The organism is Shewanella intestini, from assembly GCF_018221465.1.
GTDB lineage: Bacteria > Pseudomonadota > Gammaproteobacteria > Enterobacterales > Shewanellaceae > Shewanella > Shewanella intestini.
In genome coordinates this window covers 122,202-145,969 of the sequence record NZ_JAAIKR010000006.1, presented here as the reverse complement: position 1 = coordinate 145,969, position 23,768 = coordinate 122,202, and the positions used below count along the sequence as shown (strand labels likewise).

Below are 23,768 nucleotides of genomic sequence, written 5' to 3'. Positions count from 1 at the left end.
AACCGATATCTGTACGCTTTTTAAACAAATAACCTCACGCATTTATTTATTGGGATATTGAGTAACAATACACTCTTCCCTTTATCGATATAAATTGTTCCGTCTTACATAAAATAAGATAACTCTATGTCACAACATGATGCATTATCCGTATTAAACACAGCTGCTAGTGCGATTAAATCGCATACATCACTCAATTCTGAACTCAATGACAATGCAGGTAAATTCAGTGATATTTTAAGCACGGTTTCTGCTGTCAGTCAGGTTGGTAATGGCATGTTAAACGCCAATTCTGCGTCCGATTTACTTGGGGTAGATGCATTGCAGCAAAAGATGCTGGCTGACATTGGCTTAAATGATGACAGCTTTTTTTCATTAGCCATGGACGACAATATGGTGGCTGATTTTCAACAAGAATTATTAGGGTCTTTGCAAACCAGCATCATTCAAAACTCAATTGCGATGACCGCTGAGCAAGATAAAGCCGCTGCGCAATTAGCTGATGCGGATAACGCATTAGACACAGAGCAACAACCAAGCTTAAGCCAAAAAGTGTATGACTATGCTTTTGGTGAAGACGGGCTAGATGAAAATGATATTTTAGATTCGGTCAATATATTGAATCACACGCCTATTATTTCAAATATATACCAACAAGCGACAGGTACACAGCCAAGCCCAGCATCAAAACTTGCTGGTAGCTTATTATATGCTGATTATATTGGCACAGGCGTGATGGCCAGTAAATTAGCTACAGATTATTTATCAAACAGCAGCGACGAAGGCTTTATTAATCAAATAGGTTCTTCATTGACTGATAATAAAGATAAAACTAATTAAGTTTATTTTAAATTAACATTCATGTTTTTTAGCTGAGTGTTTTTTATACGTTGTTTGGAAATTAAATGAAAATATTAATTATTATTGGCTGCTTATTACTTGCTGGCTGTGAAGCACTTCAATTTGAATCAGAGTCAAAACCTAAGCATGACTTTCCAGTATTAACCGCCGTCGGTTATGCACCAATAGATAAACAACCTGCACAATTACGTTCAGACCAAATATTAATGGCTATGGAAGCCTCTAAAATTTTGGCCTATCGAGAACTTACCGAGCAAGTATATGGCTTACAACTTAGCTCCCAAACCTCAATCGATGGTCACTTACTCAATAATATTGGTACAAAAATAAAAGTATCTGGGGTAATAAAAGGCGCAAAAATCGTTAAAACCTACCCTGTTGATGGTTTTTATGTCACAGAATTAGAGCTCGACTTTAAATTAGTACGTGACTTATATATGCAAGCTGAAGCACCTGTTCAAAATAACACCTTAATTATTGAACCGGTTAAGAACTTCTAATTAAAGACAAAAAGCCTTAAACCACCACAACAAAGCCAAGCTGCAATGACCGCTAAGTTCATAAATATGAATAAACATATTGAACTTTGCGGTTAATATCCTTATATTTTGCGAGGAATTACGATAATTCCAAATTGAGAACAATTCAAATAATAATCACTCAAATACCTTACCTCTATATAAGTAACAAAGAAGGCTGAAAATGAACAATAAATGGCTTTATGCTGCAATCCTTGCAAGCGTACCGACTTTCGCATCTGCTAACGATCTTGTGCAATGGTCTGATACCAGTGTCACAGGACTTTATGGTGATAACTACAAAGTCGATGCTGAAAAGCAGCAAACGGTTACGTTTGAATCAGCCGGCGCATTTACTTACGGTGATTGGTTTGCTTTTGGTGACGTCATTCATTTTGACAACACTGACAAATACACTTATTACGCAGAAGTTTCACCGCGCTTTAGTATCAATAAAATCTTCGACGTCAATACCACCTTTGGCCCAATAAAAGACGTGTCTTTTGCCACAACACTTGAACAAGGTCGCGGTGCTGGAACCAATTTTTTATACGGTGTGGGCTTAGACTTAGACATCCCCTTCTTTAGCTACTTCCAGCTAAACACCTATAAAAGAACCTCGGTTGCTGATGCCCATGTAGGCCAAAACAACACTGACGGTTGGCAGTTAACGCCGTCTTACCGTATCGATATTCCAGTGGGTAACTCAAACATCGTCGTCGATGGTTACATTGACTGGGTATTTGCAAGTGATGACAGCGCTAAATACAGCACCAACTTCCACTTCAACCCACAAATTAAATATGACTTGGGCCAAGTTATCTTCAACTCTAAAGCCAAGAATAAATTCTTAGTGGGTGTTGAGTATGATTACTGGAAGAACAAGTACGGTATTGAAAGCAGTTCAGGCTTTAAAACCAATCAAAATACGTTCTCTATTATTGCTAAATACCACTTCTAATGGCGTTAGCCAATTAACGAACAAAAAAGGCGCAATTAGCGCCTTTTTATTTGCTGTTAAGCCGTGTGCATGGGCAAAAAAACCAAATACGTTGTCGAGCCACACCTCATGACCCTTTACTATTTCAAATAAAGAACAATACCAACTTATGATGCCAACCAAAGCGCAATTAATGCAACAGTTACAAGCCATGTTAAGTGTGCAACGCCAAACCGCATTAGACGCGGCGCAAGTGGCACATAACGATGCGACTAATGAGCAAAGTGTTGCCGAAACCCAATATGATACCATCGGCTTAGAGGCCGCTTACTTAGCCCATGGGCAATCTCAACGAGTGGCAGATATTGACGCTATTTTGCAGCAACTTGCATCATTATTATTACGCGATTTCAGTTCAGATGATAACATAGCATTAACCGCTATCATCACCCTTGAAGGCGGCATGACCTGCTGGTTACTGCCTGCATGTGGCGGCTATAAGCTGAGCAACGACAACATCATCGTTATCACTCCTCAATCACCATTGGGTAAAAAACTTGATGGGGCAATGGTCAATGATACGCTTGACGATGGCCGCAAAATCATCTCGATAAGTTAACCACTAAAATGATCTGCTTTTCGCTTTTTTGCTACAGACAAGCTAGCACTTTATCCGAGATTGTCACTTATTGATGTTGGTGCTTACTACTGCACAATATCAAGCCTGCTGTAATCCCCTCCCAAACTGATACGAATGTTGAACATAAAACAACATTACGCCTTGCTGGTAGAATACTTATCCAGCAACCACTTATGTAAAACAACATTTTTTATCGATCTAGCACAAAAGTATCAATTGTTTTTAATCATTCTAAAGCCATTTGAGTTAAGCTATGCGCCGATAAAGCTATGTTGGAATGAGTAAATTTTTCCAGGCATATTGCTCGCAGGTCACGAGTGTTTTTAACATGATGTGGATCTCTCACCCACTTGTTGGGGCTTTACCTGCCATAGCTTACACGTCAACGAATCCGCGTTGATTGATTAATACACAAGAGATCAAAGGTTAACACTATGAAGTCTGATCAGACTCACACACCAGCTAATCAACAATCATTTCTCGATAGTTTTTTTAACATTACCCAACGTGGCAGCTCAATAAAACAAGAAATTATTGGCGGCTTGACCACTTTTCTAGCCATGGTTTATTCCGTTATTGTCGTGCCTAATATGCTTAGCGCTGCAGGTTTTGACCATGAAGCTACCTTTATTGCAACCTGTTTAATTGCGGCATTTGGCTCATTATTAATGGGGCTGTGGGCCAACTTGCCAATGGCAATTGGCTGTGCAATATCACTCACCGCATTTACCGCATTTAGTATGGTGCTAGGCCAAGGGATCTCGATTCCTGTGACACTAGGTGCGATATTCTTAATGGGGGTGTTATTTACCCTAGTCAGTGTCACCGGCATTCGCCAATGGGTGCTAAGTAACCTTCCAAAAGGGATTGCTCACGGTACCGGTATTGGTATTGGTCTATTTTTATTATTAATTGCCGCAAATAGCGTTAAATTAATTGTATCAAACGACGCTGGCTTACCGATTAAACTCGGCGACATTACCAGTTTACCCGTACTCGCAACCATTATTGGTTTAGCGGCTATCTTTGGTCTTGAACGTCGTCGCACGCCAGGTGGTATCTTACTCGTGATTATTGCGCTGTCTGTTTTTGGACTGGCATTTGACCCTGACGTCACCTTCCAAGGCTTCTTCGCACTACCTAACTTTACCTCAGATGCATCACTTATCGGCCAATTAGATATCATGGGGGCACTAAACCCAGTAGTTATACCAATTGTATTGGCATTGGTCATGACAGCAATCTTTGATGCAACAGGCACCATTCGCGCCGTTGCAGGTCAAGCAGAATTGCTTGATGACAAAGGTAATATCATTGATGGCGGCAAAGCATTAACATCAGATTCTGTTACCAGCATGGTGTCAGGTTTAACCGGTGGCGCACCAGCAGCGGTTTACATTGAATCAGCAGCAGGCACTGCAGCAGGCGCTAAAACCGGTTTATCAACTACATTAGTCGGTTTGTTATTTGTATTAATGATGTTCCTTGCGCCATTAAGTTTCTTAGTGCCTTCTTATGCAACCGCACCAGCATTAATGTATGTGGGTCTGTTAATGCTAAGCAACGTCACCAAACTCGATTTTGAAGACAGCATTGATGCCATGTCAGGCTTAACCTGTGCCGTGTTTATTGTACTAAGCAGCAACATTGTCACCGGTATTATGCTGGGCTTTAGCACCTTAGTGATTGGTCGAATCATCAGTGGTGAGTGGCGTAAACTGAAATTAGGTGTGGTGTTAATTACCATCGGTTTAGCAGTATTTTATTTAGGTGGCTGGGCAATTTAAGCCAAGCATCCCCCTAATACACCAGGCAAGTTAGTCGCAAAAAAGGAGCATTTATGCTCCTTTTTTTTTTGGAATAATTTTCACTTATCGAGCCAATTTAGTCTGTGCGATGAATGAAAGTGTGTCGTCACAACGCCATTGTTTAGCTTTTTCCTCAATATCTTTTTCTCAATATCTTTTTTGTTCAATGAGTTAACTTGGCAGAAAAAATCAAACGTCCTTATTTCCTCCTTATTTGTTAACTAACATCCACTTAACTTAACATTTTTCCAAAATAATTATAACGTTGGTGCCTACTATGCAGTTTACATTACTCCTGAGTTTAACCGCAGTCGTTGGGGTCATTGGCTTAGCTTTACCGGTACAAGCTAATGGCGTGGATACTGATAATGACGATGTTATAGACACACTTGATGTCGATATTGATGGCGATGGTTTAATCGAAATCAATAGCCTTGAGCAATTCAACCATATCCGTAATAACTTAGCGGGCACCGCTTATGACAACGGTATTAGTGAGAACACAACAGGTTGTGGTAATAACGACGACATCATTGCTTGTTTTGGTTATGAGTTAACCACTCACTTAGATTTTGATAAAAATAATGATGGTGTTAAGAACGACACCTACAATACGGGTGAAGGTTGGGCACCTATTGGCACCCTCGCTGCACCTTTTACTGGTACGTTTGACGGTAATCATTTCACAATTGCAAACCTGTACATCAACAATACGTCTTTAACTGGCGATGACGACAGCCTTGGCTTATTCGGTCATGCTGAAAATACCACGATTGAAAACCTTCATGTTAATGGTCAGGTAACTGCTAGCAGCTATTACGTAGCCGGCCTAGTTGGTTACATCTATGGTAGTAACCCCAGTGTCATGACCAATATCTCGTTTACCGGAACAGTACAAAGCAATCAATCTGGGGCTTATGCCGGCGGTATTGCCGCTCGTGTGAATCAAGCAACGGTTAAGCAATGTTTAGCCACGGTTGATGTAACAGGCCAAGGTGATGCCGGTGCATTTGCAGGAGAGCTCGTAAATGGTAGCGTTGAAAACTGTCTAGTCAATGGCTCTGTCATTACCTCTGGCACTGTCGGCGGCGGTTTTATTGGTAACCTTTCAAGTGCAGATGTCACTAATGTCGCCTCTCATGCTAAAGCCGAGGCGAATAATGCAGTGGGCGGCTTAATTGGCAGCGTTGCTTCTTCATCGTCAACCATTACAAATAGCTTCTCAACAGGCTCTGCTAAGCAGGCATTTAATAAAGGCGGGCTAACAGGCTCTGCACTTGGCACAGTAACAAATTCTTTCTGGGATACCCAAACCAGTGGCAACGCGACAAGTGGCTCGGGTACTGGCTATACCACAACTGAATTACAAACTCCGGTTGCTAACGTTGGTATCTATGCCAATTGGGATGAAGCCTATTGGGATTTTGGTACATCTAGTCAGTACCCTTCACCTATTATCAACGGTGTGGCTTTTCACGATAGAGATAATGATGGCGTGCCAGATTCATTAGACGCTTTCCCTGATGACGCCACAGAATGGTCAGATACTGATAACGATAATGTCGGTGACAATGCTGATGCTTTTCCTAATGATCCAACAGAATGGTCAGATACTGACGGCGATTTAATTGGTGATAATTCAGATCCTGATATTGATGGTGACAATGTGGCCAATGAGTCAGATCTGTACCCATTTGATGCGACAGGCTCAACTGCTGCACACGATGTTGATCTTGACGATGATGGACTTATTGAAATCTCAACGTTGGCCCAATTACACGCGATGCGTGATGACTTAGCCGGTAATAGTTTAAGTGGTGTTACCGCAGGTTGTGCCGGTTTAACTGACGGCACAGGCTGTATGGGTTACGAACTAACAACCGATTTAGACTTCGATACTGATTCTGACGGCGAACTGTCAGATGAAAGTTACTACAACGCAGGTGAAGGTTGGCAGCCTATTGGGACTTCCGATGACCGCTTTGCCGCCAACTTTAACGGTAATGGTTTCACCATTTATAACCTATTTATCAATCGCCCAGATGAAGACTATCAAGCGCTATTGGGTTATGTCGCTACAGTTAGTGTCACAAATATTAATATTGACGGTGATTTAACTTACGTCACAGGCTTGAATAACTCAGCACTCTTAATTGCGAGAAACAGCAGCGCTGATTCAGCGGTGCTGAGCAATATTAACGTGCAAGGTACCATCCTTGGTAATGATGACAGCGGTTTCGTTGCCGGTCGACTTTATAACTTAGATGCAGATCAAGTTCATGCACAAGGTAATATCACCTCGATTTCTATTACTGGTGATGCAGGTTCTGATACCGGTGGTTTATTTGGTCAATTATCAGGGACTAACACATTAGATAACGTGAGTTTTGAAGGCGATATTCAGGCCGTGACGTCTGCAGGCGGCTTAATTGGTGATGCTGAAAGTGTCACGATTAACGATAGTTACGCGATTGTAGAAATTACCCTGATTGATGAAGCTGGCATTGAGACCGATATTGAAGTCGCAGGCGGTCTTATCGGTAAAGTTGAAGGCACAAGCGTGTTAACCCGAGTGTTTGCCCAAGGCAGCATTACTGCACCCAAGATTCTAGGTGGTTTAATTGGTGATATTGATGGCGAGACAGAGGTGGTTGACTCATACGCTGATGTTTCACTGTTAGGTGACTCGATTATTGGTGGTATCGCAGGTGACTTAAATGCAGATTCAACATTTGAACGTGTCTTGGCATATGGTGCGATTAACACCAATGATGATCAAAATACTGATACAGGTGGCCTTTTAGGTTACAGCGCATCAAATACATTATCTGTTGTGTATGCCCTTTGGGATACCGAAGCAACAGGCATATTGAGCACATTCAACAGTGCAGGCGCAGGTTATACATCTGAAGACCTTAAATGCCCGACAACCCCCGCTGATGTTAATTGTAACAGCACCGCTTATACAAATGACTGGTCTTTAGCCAACTGGAATTTCGGCACGTCAGAGCAATACCCAGCATTATTATTAAATGGCAACTTATACCGTGATGCCGATGCCGATGGTTACTGGGCATTTGAAGATGCATTTGATAACGATGCGTCTGAATACCTCGATTCTGATAACGATGGCGTGGGTGATAACGCAGACGCCTTCCCTAATGATCGTAATGAACAATACGATACCGATGCTGATGGTGTTGGTAACAACAGCGACCTTGATGATGATGGCGACGGCATTTCTGATAGCGATGAGCTTCTTTATGGATTAGATCCTCTAGATGACAGCGACGCTTTCGCTGATCTTGATGGGGACGGTATTATCAATATTGATGAATTACAACAAGGTACCGAACTTAATGATGCAGACGATTATGTTAACGTCTTAGATGAAAACTTTAATCATGGTGAAGTGAGCTACTATGACTTAAATGATGGCTCAACTGATGACTTTGAACTACATGGTATTGCTCAAGACGGTAATCAGTTTTTACTGACAGGTTATTATTATGATGAATACTTAGATGACGATTATGGCGCAATTGGCCGAATTAACGCCACCAGTGAGCTAGATAACAGCTTTAGTGATGATGGTATTTATTCCGGTAGTGAAGATGACATTGGCACCTACATAGAAAATATCATTAAGGTCAGTAACGGTGGTTATTTAGCAGGTGTAAGCTACTACGCAAGCAATGCGACCGTCGCGGCTATCACCTCTGACGGTCAGCTCGATACTAGCGTTTTCTCTACTGAAGCTAACCCTGGGTTTTATTATGCAACCGGCAGCAAAAGACATGCCCCGATTGTATACCAAACAAGTCAAAGTGAATTCTACATTGGTAGCCAGAGCGACGGTTCAAACACTAAGTTTTACATCGAAAAATTAACCGCTGATGCCATCTTAGATGAGACTTTTGGTATCAATGGTAAGCTCACCTTCAACTATGCTGGCAATTATAACGTTGAATCCGTTAGGCATTTTTTCGAACAAGCCAATGGTAATATTCTGATTGCTTTTTCCATAAATAGTAATTTACGTTTCATTGAAATTAGCCCATCAGGTGAATTGAATACTGACTTTGGCGAAGATGGTTTATTAAACCCAGAGGTAAGCTATAACGACGTTATCCAGTTAGCCGATGGCCGCTATATCATCCTATTCGACGGTAATCATAATAATGAAGCTGGTCTTCATTTGGTTATGTATACGCCAGAAGGTGAAATAGATACCAGTTTTGGTCTTAATGGCTACTTTAGCTTCACTGAAGAGTTATCAAGCTTTGAAGCGCTTAACGTATTTGAACAAGCTAATGGCACATTATTAATTGCCAGTAAATTTAATTACAGGGGCAATAATTATGGTACACAACTTGTACAGGTAACCAATGATGGTCAACTTGATACACGCTTTTATAGCGCAGGTTATGCAAGAGCCGTTTATAGCGAAGATATTTCCATCGATTTTGCAACCAAGCTAGACAACCATAGCGTGATTTTTGCAGGTGACGATGATGTAACAGATCACCTTGTCGCGGCCATCGCCATGGCGAATCCTTACGATCATGATTTTGACGGTGTGCCAGATACTGAAGATGCCTTCCCTGAAGATGCAAACGAAAGTGTTGACTCAGACAACGACGGCTATGGTGACCAATCAGATGCCTTCCCTTACGACAATAACGAATGGTTAGATTCTGACAATGATGGCGTAGGAGACAACGCAGACGTCTTCCCAAATGATCATAATGAACAATACGATACCGATGCTGATGGTGTTGGTAACAATACTGATAACGATGATGCCGGTGACTTAGTCACGACTTATGGCTTAAACGGTATTGCTTCCGCTTATGTGCATAATGGCGATAGAGAAATTTATATTACTGACGCCATTGCTCACGATAATGGCCTTTACTTGGTGGGGACGTCATATCACAACACCCTTGATGAAGAGAGCGGTGTGATCATTGATATGGATAACTCAGGTGCCATTAACAACGATTTTGCTGAAAGCGGCGTTCTTTATGCATTAAATCAAGGTCTAGCAACTCACTTTACACTAGCACTAACAAATGAAAGCGGCATTAAAGTCGCAGGTGATAAAGACAATCAAGTATTTATCGCTCAGTATGATGCTACTGGTGCTTTAGATACTCGCTTTAACGAGACGGGTGTTTACGATAATGAAGACGGTTTAATTATTCGTGGGACAGACGTTGCCTCAACTTTATCTGATGGCAGCACAGTCATTTACGGTAAGTACACCTATCAAAACTTCGCATATAAGCTCAGCAGTGACGGTACTTTTGATACTAGCTTTGGTGATGCGGGTAGTTTATCTGTTGGTGCTACTGAACTTGGTAGTTACGTCTATTTCATCGATGCGTTAGTGCTTGATGATGATAGCCAAGTGTTAGCAATGCAGAAACAAGATCGCACTTTCTATCTGAGCAAAATTGACGTTGATGGCAACATTGATACTAGCTTTGGTACAGATGGCGAGCTCGCACTTGATAGCGATATGTTTGCTCGTTCGATTAAATTAGCTAAAGATGCAGAAGGCAATGTTTACGCTGCGGGTACAACATCAAACGTTGCTAAACGACTCAGTGTACTGAAAATTGTTGATGGCCAACTTGACAGCACATTTGCAGACAATGGTTATTCGGCCAACGATTTCGACGAAGATGTTAGCGTCTGGAATGTTCAAGATATTCAGATTCAACGTGACGGCCGTATACTTGTATTGAGCGGTGTAACGGCTGATTACGCCCATGTTGTTCGCTTTACTGAAAATGGTGAATTAGACAGCCAGTTCAATACCTTAGGTTATGTAAAGCTAGATGTTCAAGAATATGACCCTACCAAATTAATCCTTCAAGATGATGGCAACTTGTTAATCGCCGGTTCTGACTGGAATGGTTTTGGCATTCACCTAGTCAAGATGCTTAATGACTTTGACCTAGACGGAGATGGATTAACCAACGCCAATGATCTCGATGATGATGCTGATGGCGTTGAAGACATCAGCGATGCCTTCCCTCTAGACCCAACTGAAACGTTAGATTCAGATAATGATGGTATCGGTGATAACGCTGATGCCTTCCCAACTGATCCAACTGAAACAGTCGATACAGACAATGACGGTGTGGGTAATAACGCGGATGCTTTCCCAACCGACCCTACAGAAACTGCAGATAGTGATAACGACGGCGTGGGTGATAACGCGGATGCTTTCCCAACTGATCCTACAGAAACCGTAGATAGTGATAACGATGGTGTAGGTGATAACGCGGATGCCTTCCCAACCGATCCTACAGAAACGGTTGATACCGACAATGATGGTGTGGGCGATAACGCGGATGCCTTCCCTACCGATCCAACAGAAACCGTTGATAGTGATAACGATGGTGTGGGCGATAACGCGGATGCTTTCCCGACCGATCCAACTGAAACGGTCGATACCGACAATGATGGTATTGGTAATAATGCCGATAATGACGATGATGGCGACGGTGTGATTGATGCCAACGACCCGAATCCCCTCACACCCGGCGAGTCTGACACTCAAGCGCCTGTATTTAGTAATATTGCCCCAATAACGCTTGAGGCCACCGCACAATTAACAGCGGTGCAAATTGTGCTGCCAACAGTCACTGACGATAACGATGCAGCCCCGAGTCTCGTTGCCGACATCAATGACTTTGCATTTGCAGTAGGCGAGCACATCATTAATTGGACCGCGACAGATGTGTCAGGCAACAGTGCGAACGCCCAGCAAGTGATCACCATTACTGATACCACTGCGCCACATTTTGATACGTTAATGGATATGACGCTAAATGCACAAGGCCACTTTACTGACATTGATAACGCCCTTAATGTGATTGCACTCGATCTCGTTGACGGTGAGATTAACGCCAGCGTTGTCGGCACATCACGCCTTCAATCAGGTCAACATCTCATCGACATTCAAGCAATTGATGTCGCTGGTAATGTCGCAATGGCTAGCCTAACGGTAAATATTGCGCCGCAACTGTCGCTAACATCTCGCTTGCAGGTTGAAGCGGGAGGCAGCTATCAAGTGAATGCTTTCTTAGCTGGTAACGCACCCAATTATCCGCTGCAAATAGCTTACAGCTTGTTAATCAATGGGTTAGTAAACCAACAGTTCGACGGCGTCATAGAGCAAGGTCAACGTGGGCAACTTGCGGTGACGATCCCCAATGATGTGACGGTAACTGACACATTGCAACTGCAATTAGATAGCAGCACAAACGCCTTTATTGGCAGCAACAGCAGTACACAATTAATGTTGGTAACAGAAAACATCGCGCCGCGTGTATCACTGCTCACCCGACAAAACAATCAACAAGTCAGTGTGGTAAATATCAACGCAGGCCCGGTGACAATCAACGCAGTAATTGATGATCGTAACCAAGCAGACAGCCATGATGTTATCTGGTCGTCACTAACAGACTTAGTTGATCAAGCGCTAGACAATGACCCTTTGAGTTTTGAAATAGACCCAAGCCAGCTGCAAGCTGGGGTATATAACATTGCGCTAACGGTCACTGAAAATAATACCGTAGATGCATTTAGCGCTAATGCGAGCAAGTCATTAGTGTTTGCTAACTTACCTGCACTGCCAAGCGATACCGATTCCGATAACGACGGCATTGTTGACAGTGAAGAAGGTTACGCCGATACCGACGGTGATGGCATTGCTGATTACTTAGATAACGACAATAACACCAGTCAAATACCAACCATCGAAACTGCCGCACCTGCGCATACTCAATATGGTTTATCAATGGTATTAGGCCAGTGGGTATCGCGCTTAGCTAGCACCGCCAATGTCGCCAGTTTATCGCTTGAATCGCTGGCGATGTTATTGCCCGCACAAGCGCAAAGCAATGTTGATGAGTACTATCAACATATCACCCCAGTTTATAACTTTAAAGTCAATGACTTGCCCGATTATGGCAGTAGTATTGCCATAGTGATCCCTTTAGCTGTCAATGACAGCTTGCCAGCGAACACTCTATACCGCCATTACAGCACCACTTTAGGTTGGTATAGCTTCATTACCGACAGCAACAACGGCTTGTACTCAGCGTTAAGTGATGAAAATGGCAATTGTCCACATGTCAGTGATGCTATCTTCGACAGCGGTGATAATGTTGGATTAATAGAAGGCAATCAATGCATTAAGTTAATCATTGAAGATGGCGGTATTAATGATGCCGACGGCCAAGTGAATGGTTCAATAGAAGTACTTGGGGCACTGGCGACACCGTCAAGCGCACTAGCAGACAACATTGCCCCCATTGCTTATATCGACAGTCACGATAGCGTGTTAGAAACAAGCACGATAACCATTAACGCTTATGCGGTTGATGATAATGGCGACACGTTAAGTTATGCATGGCAGCAATTATCTGGCCCGCAAGCCACATTAGACAATACCAGCAACCCGCAGCTCACGCTTACATTGCCACAAGTGAATGTGGATGAAACCATTGAACTGGCTTTAACCGTATCAGATGGTGAGCTAAGTTACACCGTTACCACTAGCGTATTGGTACTCAATAACAGCAGTAACGATGAGCCAACACCTGAAGATGAAGACGCGCCAGAACCACAAGAAAGTAATGATAGCGGCGGCGCAATAGGGTTAAGTTTACTGTTACTCACATTGTGTTGTGTAACACGCCGAAAACGTTTACTTAACATGCAACCCTAGTCGCCATTACGCGGGCAATTTAGGCCGCAGCCACACCGCCCTTGCTGGAAGAACGCCATATCCATGGCACTATTTCAGCAAGGGCTTTTTTGTGTGTTTATCACATATTGATTAACAAGTTGGAAATATTATTTTTACTGTGGGAGAATAAAATCAAATGTGTCATTGTCAGTAACGTATTGATCCTAAAGCAGGGTTAATACCATAACGGTAGTGCTGTTCGCCAACGCATCAGCAGAGGTATACCCATGCAGTCACAAAAACAAAAAATACTGATTGTTGAAGACGATATTGATATCGCCGAAAGCCTATTACTGTTTTATCGCCATCATCAATTTGACACCTTACATATTGATGACGGCGACAAGGTAATAAACACCGTCATGCGATTCGAACCCAACCTCATTGTGCTCGATATCATGCTGCCCAATAAAAACGGCATTGAGTGTTGCACCGCCATTCGTCAATTCAGTAACGTACCAATCATCTTACTCACCGCCAAGGTCAACCAAGCTGACAAAAACATCGGTTTACATGCGGGCGCGGATGATTATATTTGCAAACCATTTGACCCAATGGAGCTTATTCTTCGCTCTAAATCCATTTTAGCCCGCAGTCAAGGCACGGTGAGTTTTTCAAAATTAACTGTCGATACCACTCAAGGCAAAGTGATTTACCAAGATAAAAAAGTCGACTTATCTGCCCTTGAAACCAGCTTATTCGCTTTACTGCATCAGCAACCAGACCGCATTTATTCCCGTGAGGAAATTTTAAATTTAGCCTACCCTCAATATCGGCATATTACCGACCGCACCATTGACAGCCACGTAAAGAAAATTCGTAATAAATTTAAGCATGCAGGAATTACAGAAAACCCGATAGAGTCAGTTTATGGTGCAGGTTATCGCTTTAGTCTTTGTTAATCATCCGCGTAAATTACTGCGCCAAAAAAAAAGGTTTAGCGCAATACGCTGCACCTGTTTAGCTTGGGTTATTTATAGTGTACTTACCCTAGGGTTAACCCGTGCTCAGCCGTTGCAAGTTCAGCAGCTCTCGCCAATGGAAGTAGCATTAAATGACATCGTGTCATCGTCTAAAGAAGCGGAAAGACAGGTTAGAGCATTAGGTGCAAATGCTAAGGGCGATGACCTGGTATACGTGAAACTAAAACTGGTCACGATTTATCGAAAAAGTGGCCAACAAGCTCGCTCAGAACAATTGCTCAATAGGCTACTGACAGCCTTACCTAGCTATAACACAACGCTTAAAATCAAGGTGCTAATTAGCGCCGCCTTTTTTGAACGCAGGCAAAACCGCTATGCCAATGCCGCACAAATCATTATTGAACAAGCCTTACCCTTAGCAAAACCGGACACATTACAACAAGCAAGATTGCTGCAATTAGCCGGCTTATTTACCCGCTTACAAATGGAGCTAAGCCAAGCAAAGCGCTATTACTTATCCGCGCTTGCCATATTTCAGCAGCATGAAGATCATCACAGCGAAGCCCAACTATTTAGCCAATTAGGGGTGCTATATGAATCAGAAGGGGATTTAGCTTTAGCAGCCGAATACCAAATTAAAGCCATGCGCTTTTTTGAAACCACCGATGACATTACAGAGCTTGCAGGGAATTATTTTAATCTCGGTGAGTTGTATTACCGCGCCAATGACTACGACAAGTCATTAGACTTTTACTTAAAAGCGCTCACCTACGACAAACAGCTCAATAATATTCAAGATATGGGCTTTGACTACCACCGTCTTGGGAGCATTTATTTGCAAACCCAAGACTTTGTCAAAGCCATTAAATACACCCGCCAAGCCATTGCGATTTTTGAAGCTGAATCAGCCAATCAACTCTTGTCACGTTCCTATTTACAACTGGCTAAAATCTATCAACAACTCAATGATGAATCCCAGCGTTTCGCCCAGCTAAAACATGCCCAAGAAACAGCACTACTGGCCCCAACAGATCATCAGCTACGACAAGTCTGGCATGACTTAGGTGCTTATTATGTCGACAATAAAAACTACCTTAAAGCGAAACAATATCTTGAAAAATCAGTGGTGATTTCAAGCCGATTAGGCTTATTAGATCATCAACTTAGTGACAATGAACTGCTCAGCACTATTTATCACCAACTTGGCGATTATGACAGTGCACATCAGTACTTAGAAGCCGCCTATGCCATAAAACTGCAACTGCATTCAGAGCAGCGCATCAGAGAAATTGAAAAACATAAACGCGATATTGACCTATTAGAAGAACAAATTAAAGTCGCTAACTTGCAAGAGCAACATAAAGCCGCCGTCGCAGACGCCGCCACCCATAAAACCATTTCTCAAGGGGTCATTTTTGTCGCCTTAGTATTATTGGTGCTGCTGTCGGTGGTCATTTACTTCTTTTACCAACGCCGCCAATTGGCAGTATTAAAAGCCAATTTATACCAAGACGCCTTAAACCAAAAAAATCAAATTTTAGCCGATGTGTCTCATGAACTGCGCACGCCTTTAACGGCGCTAAAGCTACAAGTAGACGCTCTAAAATATCAATTAGTGGACGATGTGGATGTCAGTTACCAAAAGCTTGGCACTAAAATCGATGACTTAAACCACCTCATTAGCGACATCTATGAACTGGCATTGTCTGATGCTAATGGCTTGTCTTTTGAGCCTCGTAAAATAGATTTTATTCCGCTTATCCGCAGCTGGGCAGAAGAGTTTGAACACTACACCAGTGCGCAGGGATTTACATGGCAATGTCAGTTACATACGGCAGCGGCACGGGTCAATATTGATTGCGATCGGATAAAACAAGTATTGTCTAACTTGTTGACTAATAGCATAAAGTACACTGACAAGCCGGGGGTGATTGGGTTAGATGTTGCTGTCATTAGCAATCAATTAGTGATCACCATCAAAGACAGTTCACCAAGCGTTCCTGATGCTGAGTTAGAAAAAATATTTGAACGACTTTATCGCGTTGAAAAGTCGCGTAACCGCAGCACTGGCGGCTCAGGTTTAGGTTTGTCGATAAGCCAAAATATTATTCAAGCACATAACGGTACAATTACCGCGACCACCAGTGATTTAGGCGGGTTAGCGGTAACAGTGAGTTTGCCGCTGCAGGCAATGTAGTTTCCTAACAAAGCGCCGTTTTATATCTTGTTGCCTTTATTGGCTTCCCCTTATTGGCTTCATTAAATTCATTACGCGACCGAGGTCTACTAAGCTATTGAAGCTATTGCTGCTATTACAAATTTTAAAGCGGTACGCTGTGAAAGTGCATTAAGTGATTAAAGCCGCTATCAACCCATGCGTATTAAGAGGGGTTAATGCACTAAAAATGGTGCTAAAAATGGCGCTTAAAGTAGGATTACTTTTAACAAGCTTTTTTGATTTAAGGCTAATTGTACTCACAGTTTTTTTAGCGCAAACTTAGCCCGCTTTTATCCACTGACATTAACACAGCGTATCGCTGCTACTTTATTGTTAATATGACCGCCCAGTAAATTTAGACTAAACGAGGTAGAGTTTGGCTTCAGCGCATTCATTGCTTAATCATCAACGTTATTTTGAACGCATTGGCCCAGATTATCGCAATGGAGATAGCGTTAGCTTTTTAGATATTAAACAGACTTTTGGTTTGCAGCATATTCGGGTGGGCAAATGGGTCAACCGCCAAGAGTCAGCCTTAGCAGCCAACTTAATCTTCGACTCTCTTGCAGACCTTGCTAATATTTTACGGGTACCGCCAACCTTAATAGGCTTGCGTGGTAGCTTACGGTTTGCCTTTGGTCATGGTGGTCAAAAAGGCGTACAAGCGCATTACTCTCCCGCTTATCGTGAACTTGCCTTAGCTAAAAATGCAGGTGCTGGCGCACTCGCCCACGAGTTTTGGCATGCGTTCGATCATTATATTGCCGACAAAATGTTTCATGATGACAGCTTATTAAACCCATATCATGACGAAGACAATATTGTGTTTAGCGCCATAACGTCAGCGCCAAGTAGTCGCTACGCATGCGCGAGCGATCACTGGCTAGCAGATAAACCCATGATAAATCATCCACTTAATCAACAGTTGTCGGCGCTATTTAAACAAACTTTACTAGATGACAGCGGTAACCAACCACATCAATACGTACGCCAAGCCATTGCACTTGATAAACAACAAAACTGTATCTATTTTGCCAAACCCACTGAAATGATGGCGCGTGCATTTGAAGCCAGTATTGAGCGTCACTCACAAACTTATGCCGCCATAAGTAATCCTTATCTGGTCAACAGCACCGTAGGTTCACCCTTAGCCAAGCATGGCGCGTATCCAAGCGATGCTCACTGCGATAAGATTTATCAAGCGATGATGGCTTACTTTGAGCCACTTGGAATAGCATTTGATAAACAAAGTCGCTAACCGTTAGCCGCCTTATATAACATCCCAGCAATTATGCCGCTTGCTTCAAGCTAATTTACGGGTTTTTATCGGCTTCATTTGTTAGAATCCTGTTTTTATTTTTGGCGCAACCGTGTGCCAATAACATCAAGCATATTTGATGTTGCCGTTTTAACGCTAAAGGCAGGTTATGACCATTCTTCTAATGACGCCCCCAATGACTCAGTTAAATACGCCATACCCAGCAACCGCGTATTTAACCGGATTTTTACGCTCACAAGGCTTTGATGCAGTGCAGCGTGACCCCGCCATTGAGCTGTTTTTAGAAATGATGACGGCCCCCGCGCTTGAGATTATTCGCCAGCACGTAGAAGACAACTACCAAGACTTTGACGATGAGCAACTGCCTGATGTTATTTTTAACTTCCTTGCAGAATTTGACCGTTACCACTTAACCGTTGAACCTGTTATTGGTTTTTTACAAGGTAAAGCCCCTAGCCTTGCCATGCGAATTAACTCACGCCGCTTTTTACCTGAAGGCCCTGCTTTTGATGCTATTTCGCAAATGGAAGCGGTGTCAGGCGACGTACTTCAAGCCGCTTTTGGTAATTTAGGGGTACAAGATAAAGCCAAATATTTAGCGACACTGTTCATTAATGACTTATCAAGCGTGATCACCCAAGGCGTTGACCCGTATTTTGAAGTGAGCCGTTATGGTGAACAATTAGCCGCAGCCAACCCAAGTTTTGACAACCTTTATGACACTTTAATGGGTGAGCCCAGCTTTAGTTCCGACATTTTAGCGCAACTGGTTGAATGCTACCTTGAAGAAACCCAGCCCAGCGTGGTGGCGTTAACCGTGCCATTTCCCGGTAACATGTTAGGTGCGCTGCGCATTGCCCAAACCTGTAAAAGCATCAATCCTGACTTACCGATCATCATCGGCGGCGGGTTTATTAATACCGAATTAAGGGCGTTAAAAGACCCACGAGTATTTGAATTTATCGACTTTATTTGCCTTGATGACGGCGAGCGACCATTGCTAACGTTATTAGAATACTTTCAAGAACAACGTGGTATCGACGAGCTAGTCCGCACTTACTTTTTGGCCGAAGATGAACACGGTCAACCTTACGTGCATTTAAATACCAATGATCAGTTGCACGACATTCCACAAATTGATGTTGGCGCGCCAGTATACGACGGCCTGCCCCTTGATCAATACCTGTCTTTATGTGAAATGCTTAATCCCATGCACCGAATTTGGAGCGATGGCCGCTGGAATAAACTCACCATCGCCCACGGGTGTTACTGGCGAAAATGCAGCTTTTGCGATGTCAGCTTAGATTATATTGACCGTTACGACGCCGCTGGCGCTGACATATTAGTTGACCGCATTGAACAAATGATTTCCGAAACTGGCGAAACTGGCTTCCACTTTGTGGATGAAGCACTACCACCTAAGGTATTATTTTCATTTGCAAAACGCTTAATTGAACGCAAAATCGTCATCAGCTGGTGGGGCAACATTCGCTTTGAACGCACCTTTAGCCCAGCCCGTTGCCAACTGCTTGCCGACTCAGGTTGTATTGCCGTAAGTGGTGGTTTGGAAGTAGCATCTGACAGACTGTTAAAGCTGATGAAAAAAGGGGTCAGTGTCGAGCGCGTTGCCCATGTAACCAAAGCATTTAGCGACGCAGGTATTTTGGTTCACGCTTACTTAATGTATGGCTTCCCGACCCAAACAGAACAAGAAACTGTTGATTCGTTAGAAATGGTGCGTCAAATGATGCAACAAGGTTGTTTCCAAAGCGCTTATTGGCACCGCTTTGTAGCCACCATTCATAGCCCAATTGGCATGAACCCAGAACAATTTGGTATCACCCTTGCCAAGCGCCCAGATATTTTATTTGCTGAAAACGATGTCGACTTTACCGACCCGACAGGCACCGATCATCAGATGCTTGGCGAAGGGCTACGTAAAGCCATTTACAACTACATGCACGGCATTGGCTTTGAGCAACCAATGAGCTTTTGGTTTGAGCAAAATGTCACTCCCACGAGCATGAAACCAGACCTCATCAGTACTGCTATCGATAACTTTATTTCCAGCAATGAAGACTAAAACACACTATATAAGGGAGGCTGCCTTATTATTTATGGTGTTATCGCTGCACTTATATTTATCGGATTGTTTATAAAAAAATCTACTTATCTAAGCCAATATGCCCTTTTGATATCTCGCTTTTGGTCATAACACGCGCAATGATTCAGATGATGATAAAACCTCATGCTGTTCATTGCGTTTTACCACCGCGATAATCATCATTGATAATAAAACGCCCCCGCTAGCAACCTACCCATTCAGCAACTCAGCAACTCAGCAACTCAGCAACTCAGCAACTCAGCAACTCAGCAACAATCTAATATTTAAGTTTAATTTCCCGCTAGTGACATGAGTAAATGATCGCAAACAGATCCCCTCACAAGGTATAACCGTTGTGCCCTTTTGATAACATGTTAATTAAAATATCAATTAAAACAACAGTGTAAATAAAAGAATCTCAACGCTTCATGTTATTACAAGATATTTTTATTGTTATATTTCTTTAATAAATCTTTAGTAAACACTCACTATGATCACTTAAAAATATGACAACGAGATATTTATTTAAATATTCAACGTTGTTTGTCGTAAAACGAAAATACGTACGTTAGTGCAGTAATTAACTCAAAGTCAGTCTTCTAATATAAAGGTATAAAATGAAACGTAATTTGATTGCTCTTAGTGTTCTCGTCGCATTATCAGGCTGTGGAACCGACTCAAGCTCAGATAATACTCAAACAGAAAGTGACTTTTCGTTACAGCTTCTTCATGTGGCAGATATGGATGGTTCAAATGCCGCGGTATTAGCCAATGTCAGTAATTTCTCAGCTTTAGTGACGGGTTTCACCAGCCAACATCCTAGCAATACATTGTTTTTAAGCTCAGGAGACAACTACATTCCTGGTTCTCGATATGAAGCAACAAACGACGACTCAATGGTGGATGTTGATGGCATAAAAGTCCCCGGTGTTGCCCGTGGTGACATCGCCATGTTAAACGCAATGGGCTTACAAGCATCGGCTGTCGGTAACCATGACTTAGATGGTGGCAGTGCTGAATTTGCAACGATTATTGCTCAAGATGGCCAATACCTTGGCGCACAATTCCCTTATTTAAGCGCGAACTTAGGTTTTGATGAAGATACCAATACAGCAGGGTTAGTTGTTGAGGATGCACACATTGCCTCTGATATACCAAATGGTTTAGCCGCCACCACCATTATTGAAGTCAATGGCGAGCAAATTGGTATTGTAGGAATAACCACCCCAACGAATGATAATATTACCACCACAGATGACATTGGGGTTTACCCTGCCAATGACTCCATTGACGAACTGGTTGAAATTGTACAAACCAAAGTCGATGCGCTGGTCAGTCAAGGCATTAATAAAGTCATTGCATTAGCCCATATGCAGTCAATTACTTTTGAAAAAGAACTGGCAAGCAAACTCAGACATGTTGATATTATTGTTGCCGGTGGTTCAAATACATTACTGGCAAATGTTGACGATCGTCTGTGGGCTGGCGACACCATTCAAGGTGAATACCCTATTTTATTAAAAGATGCTGATGATAATAATATTGCTATCGTCAATGTTGATGGTGACTATAAATACTTAGGTCGCTTGGTGGTTGATTTTGATGAAAATGGCCTAATCATTACCGACAGTATTAATGCTGATGAAAGTGGCCCTTTTATCACCGATGATGAAATGGTGAATAATACCGAAGGTGCTGTCGCAAACAATGACGTGGCAACAATTGTGTCTGCAATTGAAGATGTCATTTTAGACAGTGAAGGCAATATTCAAGGCCACACTGATGTGTACCTAAACGGTACCCGTGGTTATGTGCGTACCGAAGAAACTAACCTAGGTAACCTAACCGCTGATGCCAACCTTTGGTATGGTCAATTACACGATTCAAATGTCGTTATTTCGTTGAAAAATGGCGGAGGGATACGCGCCGATATAGGCTATGCTGCTTTTCCTGCAGGTTCCACAAACCCAGACGACTTAAGTTACTATCCACCCGCGGCTTACCCTGCAGCCAACAAACTAGAAGGCGACATTTCTCAATATGACATCCAGTCGGCACTTGCCTTTAATAACAGTTTAGCCATTGTAGATATTACATCTGAGCAGTTAGTTGAAATCCTTGAAGATGGCGTTGCTGGTGTTGAGAATATTGCTGGTGGTTTTATTCATATGGGCGGTATGTGTATCACTTATGATGGTACTAAAACTGCTCGTCAGTCTGACCCAGAAACAGGCTTACAAACAGTCGCTGGAGATCGAATTCGTTCCGTTACAGTGGACACAAACCAAGACGGTAACTGTGATAATTCAGATGAACAAGTTGTGGTTGCAGGGGTGAATCAACTTCCAGGTAACAGCTATAAAGCCATTACCTTAAGTTATTTATCCGCCTCAGCACCATGGCCTTGTGTTGGTGAGTCGTGTAGTAACCAAATACGACTAGAAGAAAACGCAGTGATGACAACCGATCCACAGCTTAGCGACTTTGCCCCAACAGGCACCGAACAAGACGCGCTGGCAGAGTACCTTCAAGCGAAATATACAAATAGCGATTCCGCTTATGATACCAAAGACAGTATTGATGATGGTGCAGCCGATGCGCGCATTATTCGTCTAGATTCATCAGCAATATAAGCATTATACGCACAAATATAATGGGCCTTTAGCACACTAAAGGCCCATTTTTAATGGCGCAAAAACCACATGTTAATATGACCTGCTGTCGGTATCGCCGCTGCTGAAATATCATGTTCTTTCAACCTTGTCATCACTCGCTACATGAGATAACTAAAGATAAATTGTCCCCAACACACAGAAGTTATCACCAAGCCATAAATGTGAACTCAAACGCATTATTATTAACAACTAACAAAAAACCATATGTTGTTTTTGATATAATTCTCACAATTATTTTATATATTCTCAAATAAAAGGTTCTGATGTCACATTCTAAAGTTTCGTTTGTGTTAACCAGCTGTAACCGCTTTGACCTGCTAGAAGAAACGTTAAAGTCTTTTTTAAAATTTAACACCTACCCGATAGCCCAATACATCATCATTGAAGACAGCCATAACATTGATAAACTTAATCAAGTGTTGAATAAATTCCCACAAATTGAATTTACTGTCTTGCATAACATCCCTCAATTAGGGCAAATGAAAAGTATCGATAAAGCCTATGCAGAGGTAACGTCTGAATATATTTTCCATTGTGAAGATGACTGGGAATTTTATCGTGAAGGCTTTATTGAAGAATCGTTTAACGTGCTCAATGCAGACAATAAAATTGTCACCGTTTGGCTACGAGAGCAAAACGACACCAATGGACATCCGGTCGAGCCAGAAATTTATACTTGTGAAGATGAAGCACAAACGCCATATCAACTGATCATGCGTAACTATAAGCAGCCCGGTAATGGCAGTATTTGGCATGGTTTTACCTTTAACCCCGGTTTAAGACGATTAGCTGATTACAATATTTTTGCGCCTATTGGTAATCTTGGTAGAGAAAGAGACATGAGCCAGCTCTATTACGACAAAGGTTTTAAAGCTGCGATTTTCCCAACAGGATTTGTCCGTCATATTGGTTACCATCGCGGTATTCGTTACAAATTAGGCCAAAGCAACCTAATTAAAGATTTTTCTGTCAAAATGAAAAAAGTAAAAGCAAAAATCTGCCAAGTATTTGAAACCAAATAATCTTGCGATA

The 23,768-nt window shown here is 42.4% G+C and carries 12 protein-coding genes; all 12 read left to right on the top strand.

Translation table 11 applies throughout. The features are described from left to right. Positions 1-126 precede the first annotated feature (126 nt). Complete coding sequence (locus G3R48_RS08520; protein ID WP_153664248.1) at positions 127-840, top strand: hypothetical protein; 714 nt, start codon at positions 127-129, stop codon at positions 838-840. A gap of 65 nt (positions 841-905) precedes the next feature. After that, positions 906-1,361, top strand: coding sequence for an LPP20 family lipoprotein (locus tag G3R48_RS08515; RefSeq protein WP_153664250.1), 456 nt, complete (start codon positions 906-908; stop codon positions 1,359-1,361). A 202-nt stretch (positions 1,362-1,563) separates the two neighbouring features. Then, positions 1,564-2,340: an outer membrane protein OmpK gene (locus G3R48_RS08510; protein ID WP_153664252.1), complete on the top strand. Its 777-nt coding sequence runs from the start codon at positions 1,564-1,566 to the stop codon at positions 2,338-2,340. Between the two features lie 148 nt (positions 2,341-2,488). Then, positions 2,489-2,938 (top strand): hypothetical protein, encoded by a 450-nt coding sequence (locus G3R48_RS08505; protein WP_212593277.1) that lies wholly within the window; start codon positions 2,489-2,491, stop codon positions 2,936-2,938. Positions 2,939-3,393: 455 nt separating this feature from the next. Further along, the gene (locus G3R48_RS08500; protein ID WP_153664254.1) at positions 3,394-4,746 is read left to right on the top strand and encodes an NCS2 family permease; all 1,353 of its coding nucleotides are present in this window, start codon (positions 3,394-3,396) and stop codon (positions 4,744-4,746) included. Positions 4,747-5,044: 298 nt separating this feature from the next. Further along, entirely contained in the window at positions 5,045-13,516 is an 8,472-nt protein-coding gene (locus tag G3R48_RS08495) for a PKD domain-containing protein (RefSeq protein WP_153664256.1), read from the top strand. A 248-nt stretch (positions 13,517-13,764) separates the two neighbouring features. Further along, positions 13,765-14,439: a response regulator gene (locus G3R48_RS08490; RefSeq protein WP_153664258.1), complete on the top strand. Its 675-nt coding sequence runs from the start codon at positions 13,765-13,767 to the stop codon at positions 14,437-14,439. Next, positions 14,408-16,657 carry an ATP-binding protein gene (locus G3R48_RS08485; protein WP_153664260.1) on the top strand — a complete coding sequence of 750 codons (2,250 nt, stop codon included), beginning with the start codon at positions 14,408-14,410 and terminating at the stop codon, positions 16,655-16,657. Before G3R48_RS08490 ends, G3R48_RS08485 begins: the two co-directional genes overlap by 32 nt. Positions 16,658-17,072: 415 nt before the next feature. Continuing rightward, the gene (locus G3R48_RS08480) at positions 17,073-17,936 is read left to right on the top strand and encodes a CLCA_X family protein (protein ID WP_153664441.1); all 864 of its coding nucleotides are present in this window, start codon (positions 17,073-17,075) and stop codon (positions 17,934-17,936) included. Positions 17,937-18,105: 169 nt separating this feature from the next. After that, a complete protein-coding gene (locus G3R48_RS08475; RefSeq protein WP_153664262.1) occupies positions 18,106-20,040 on the top strand; it encodes a B12-binding domain-containing radical SAM protein in 1,935 nt (644 codons plus the stop codon). A gap of 638 nt (positions 20,041-20,678) precedes the next feature. Then, positions 20,679-22,694, top strand: coding sequence for a bifunctional metallophosphatase/5'-nucleotidase (locus G3R48_RS08470; protein WP_153664264.1), 2,016 nt, complete (start codon positions 20,679-20,681; stop codon positions 22,692-22,694). 305 nt (positions 22,695-22,999) lie between these two features. Continuing rightward, positions 23,000-23,758: a glycosyltransferase family 2 protein gene (locus G3R48_RS08465; protein ID WP_153664266.1), complete on the top strand. Its 759-nt coding sequence runs from the start codon at positions 23,000-23,002 to the stop codon at positions 23,756-23,758. The last annotated feature ends 10 nt before the right edge of the window (positions 23,759-23,768 follow it).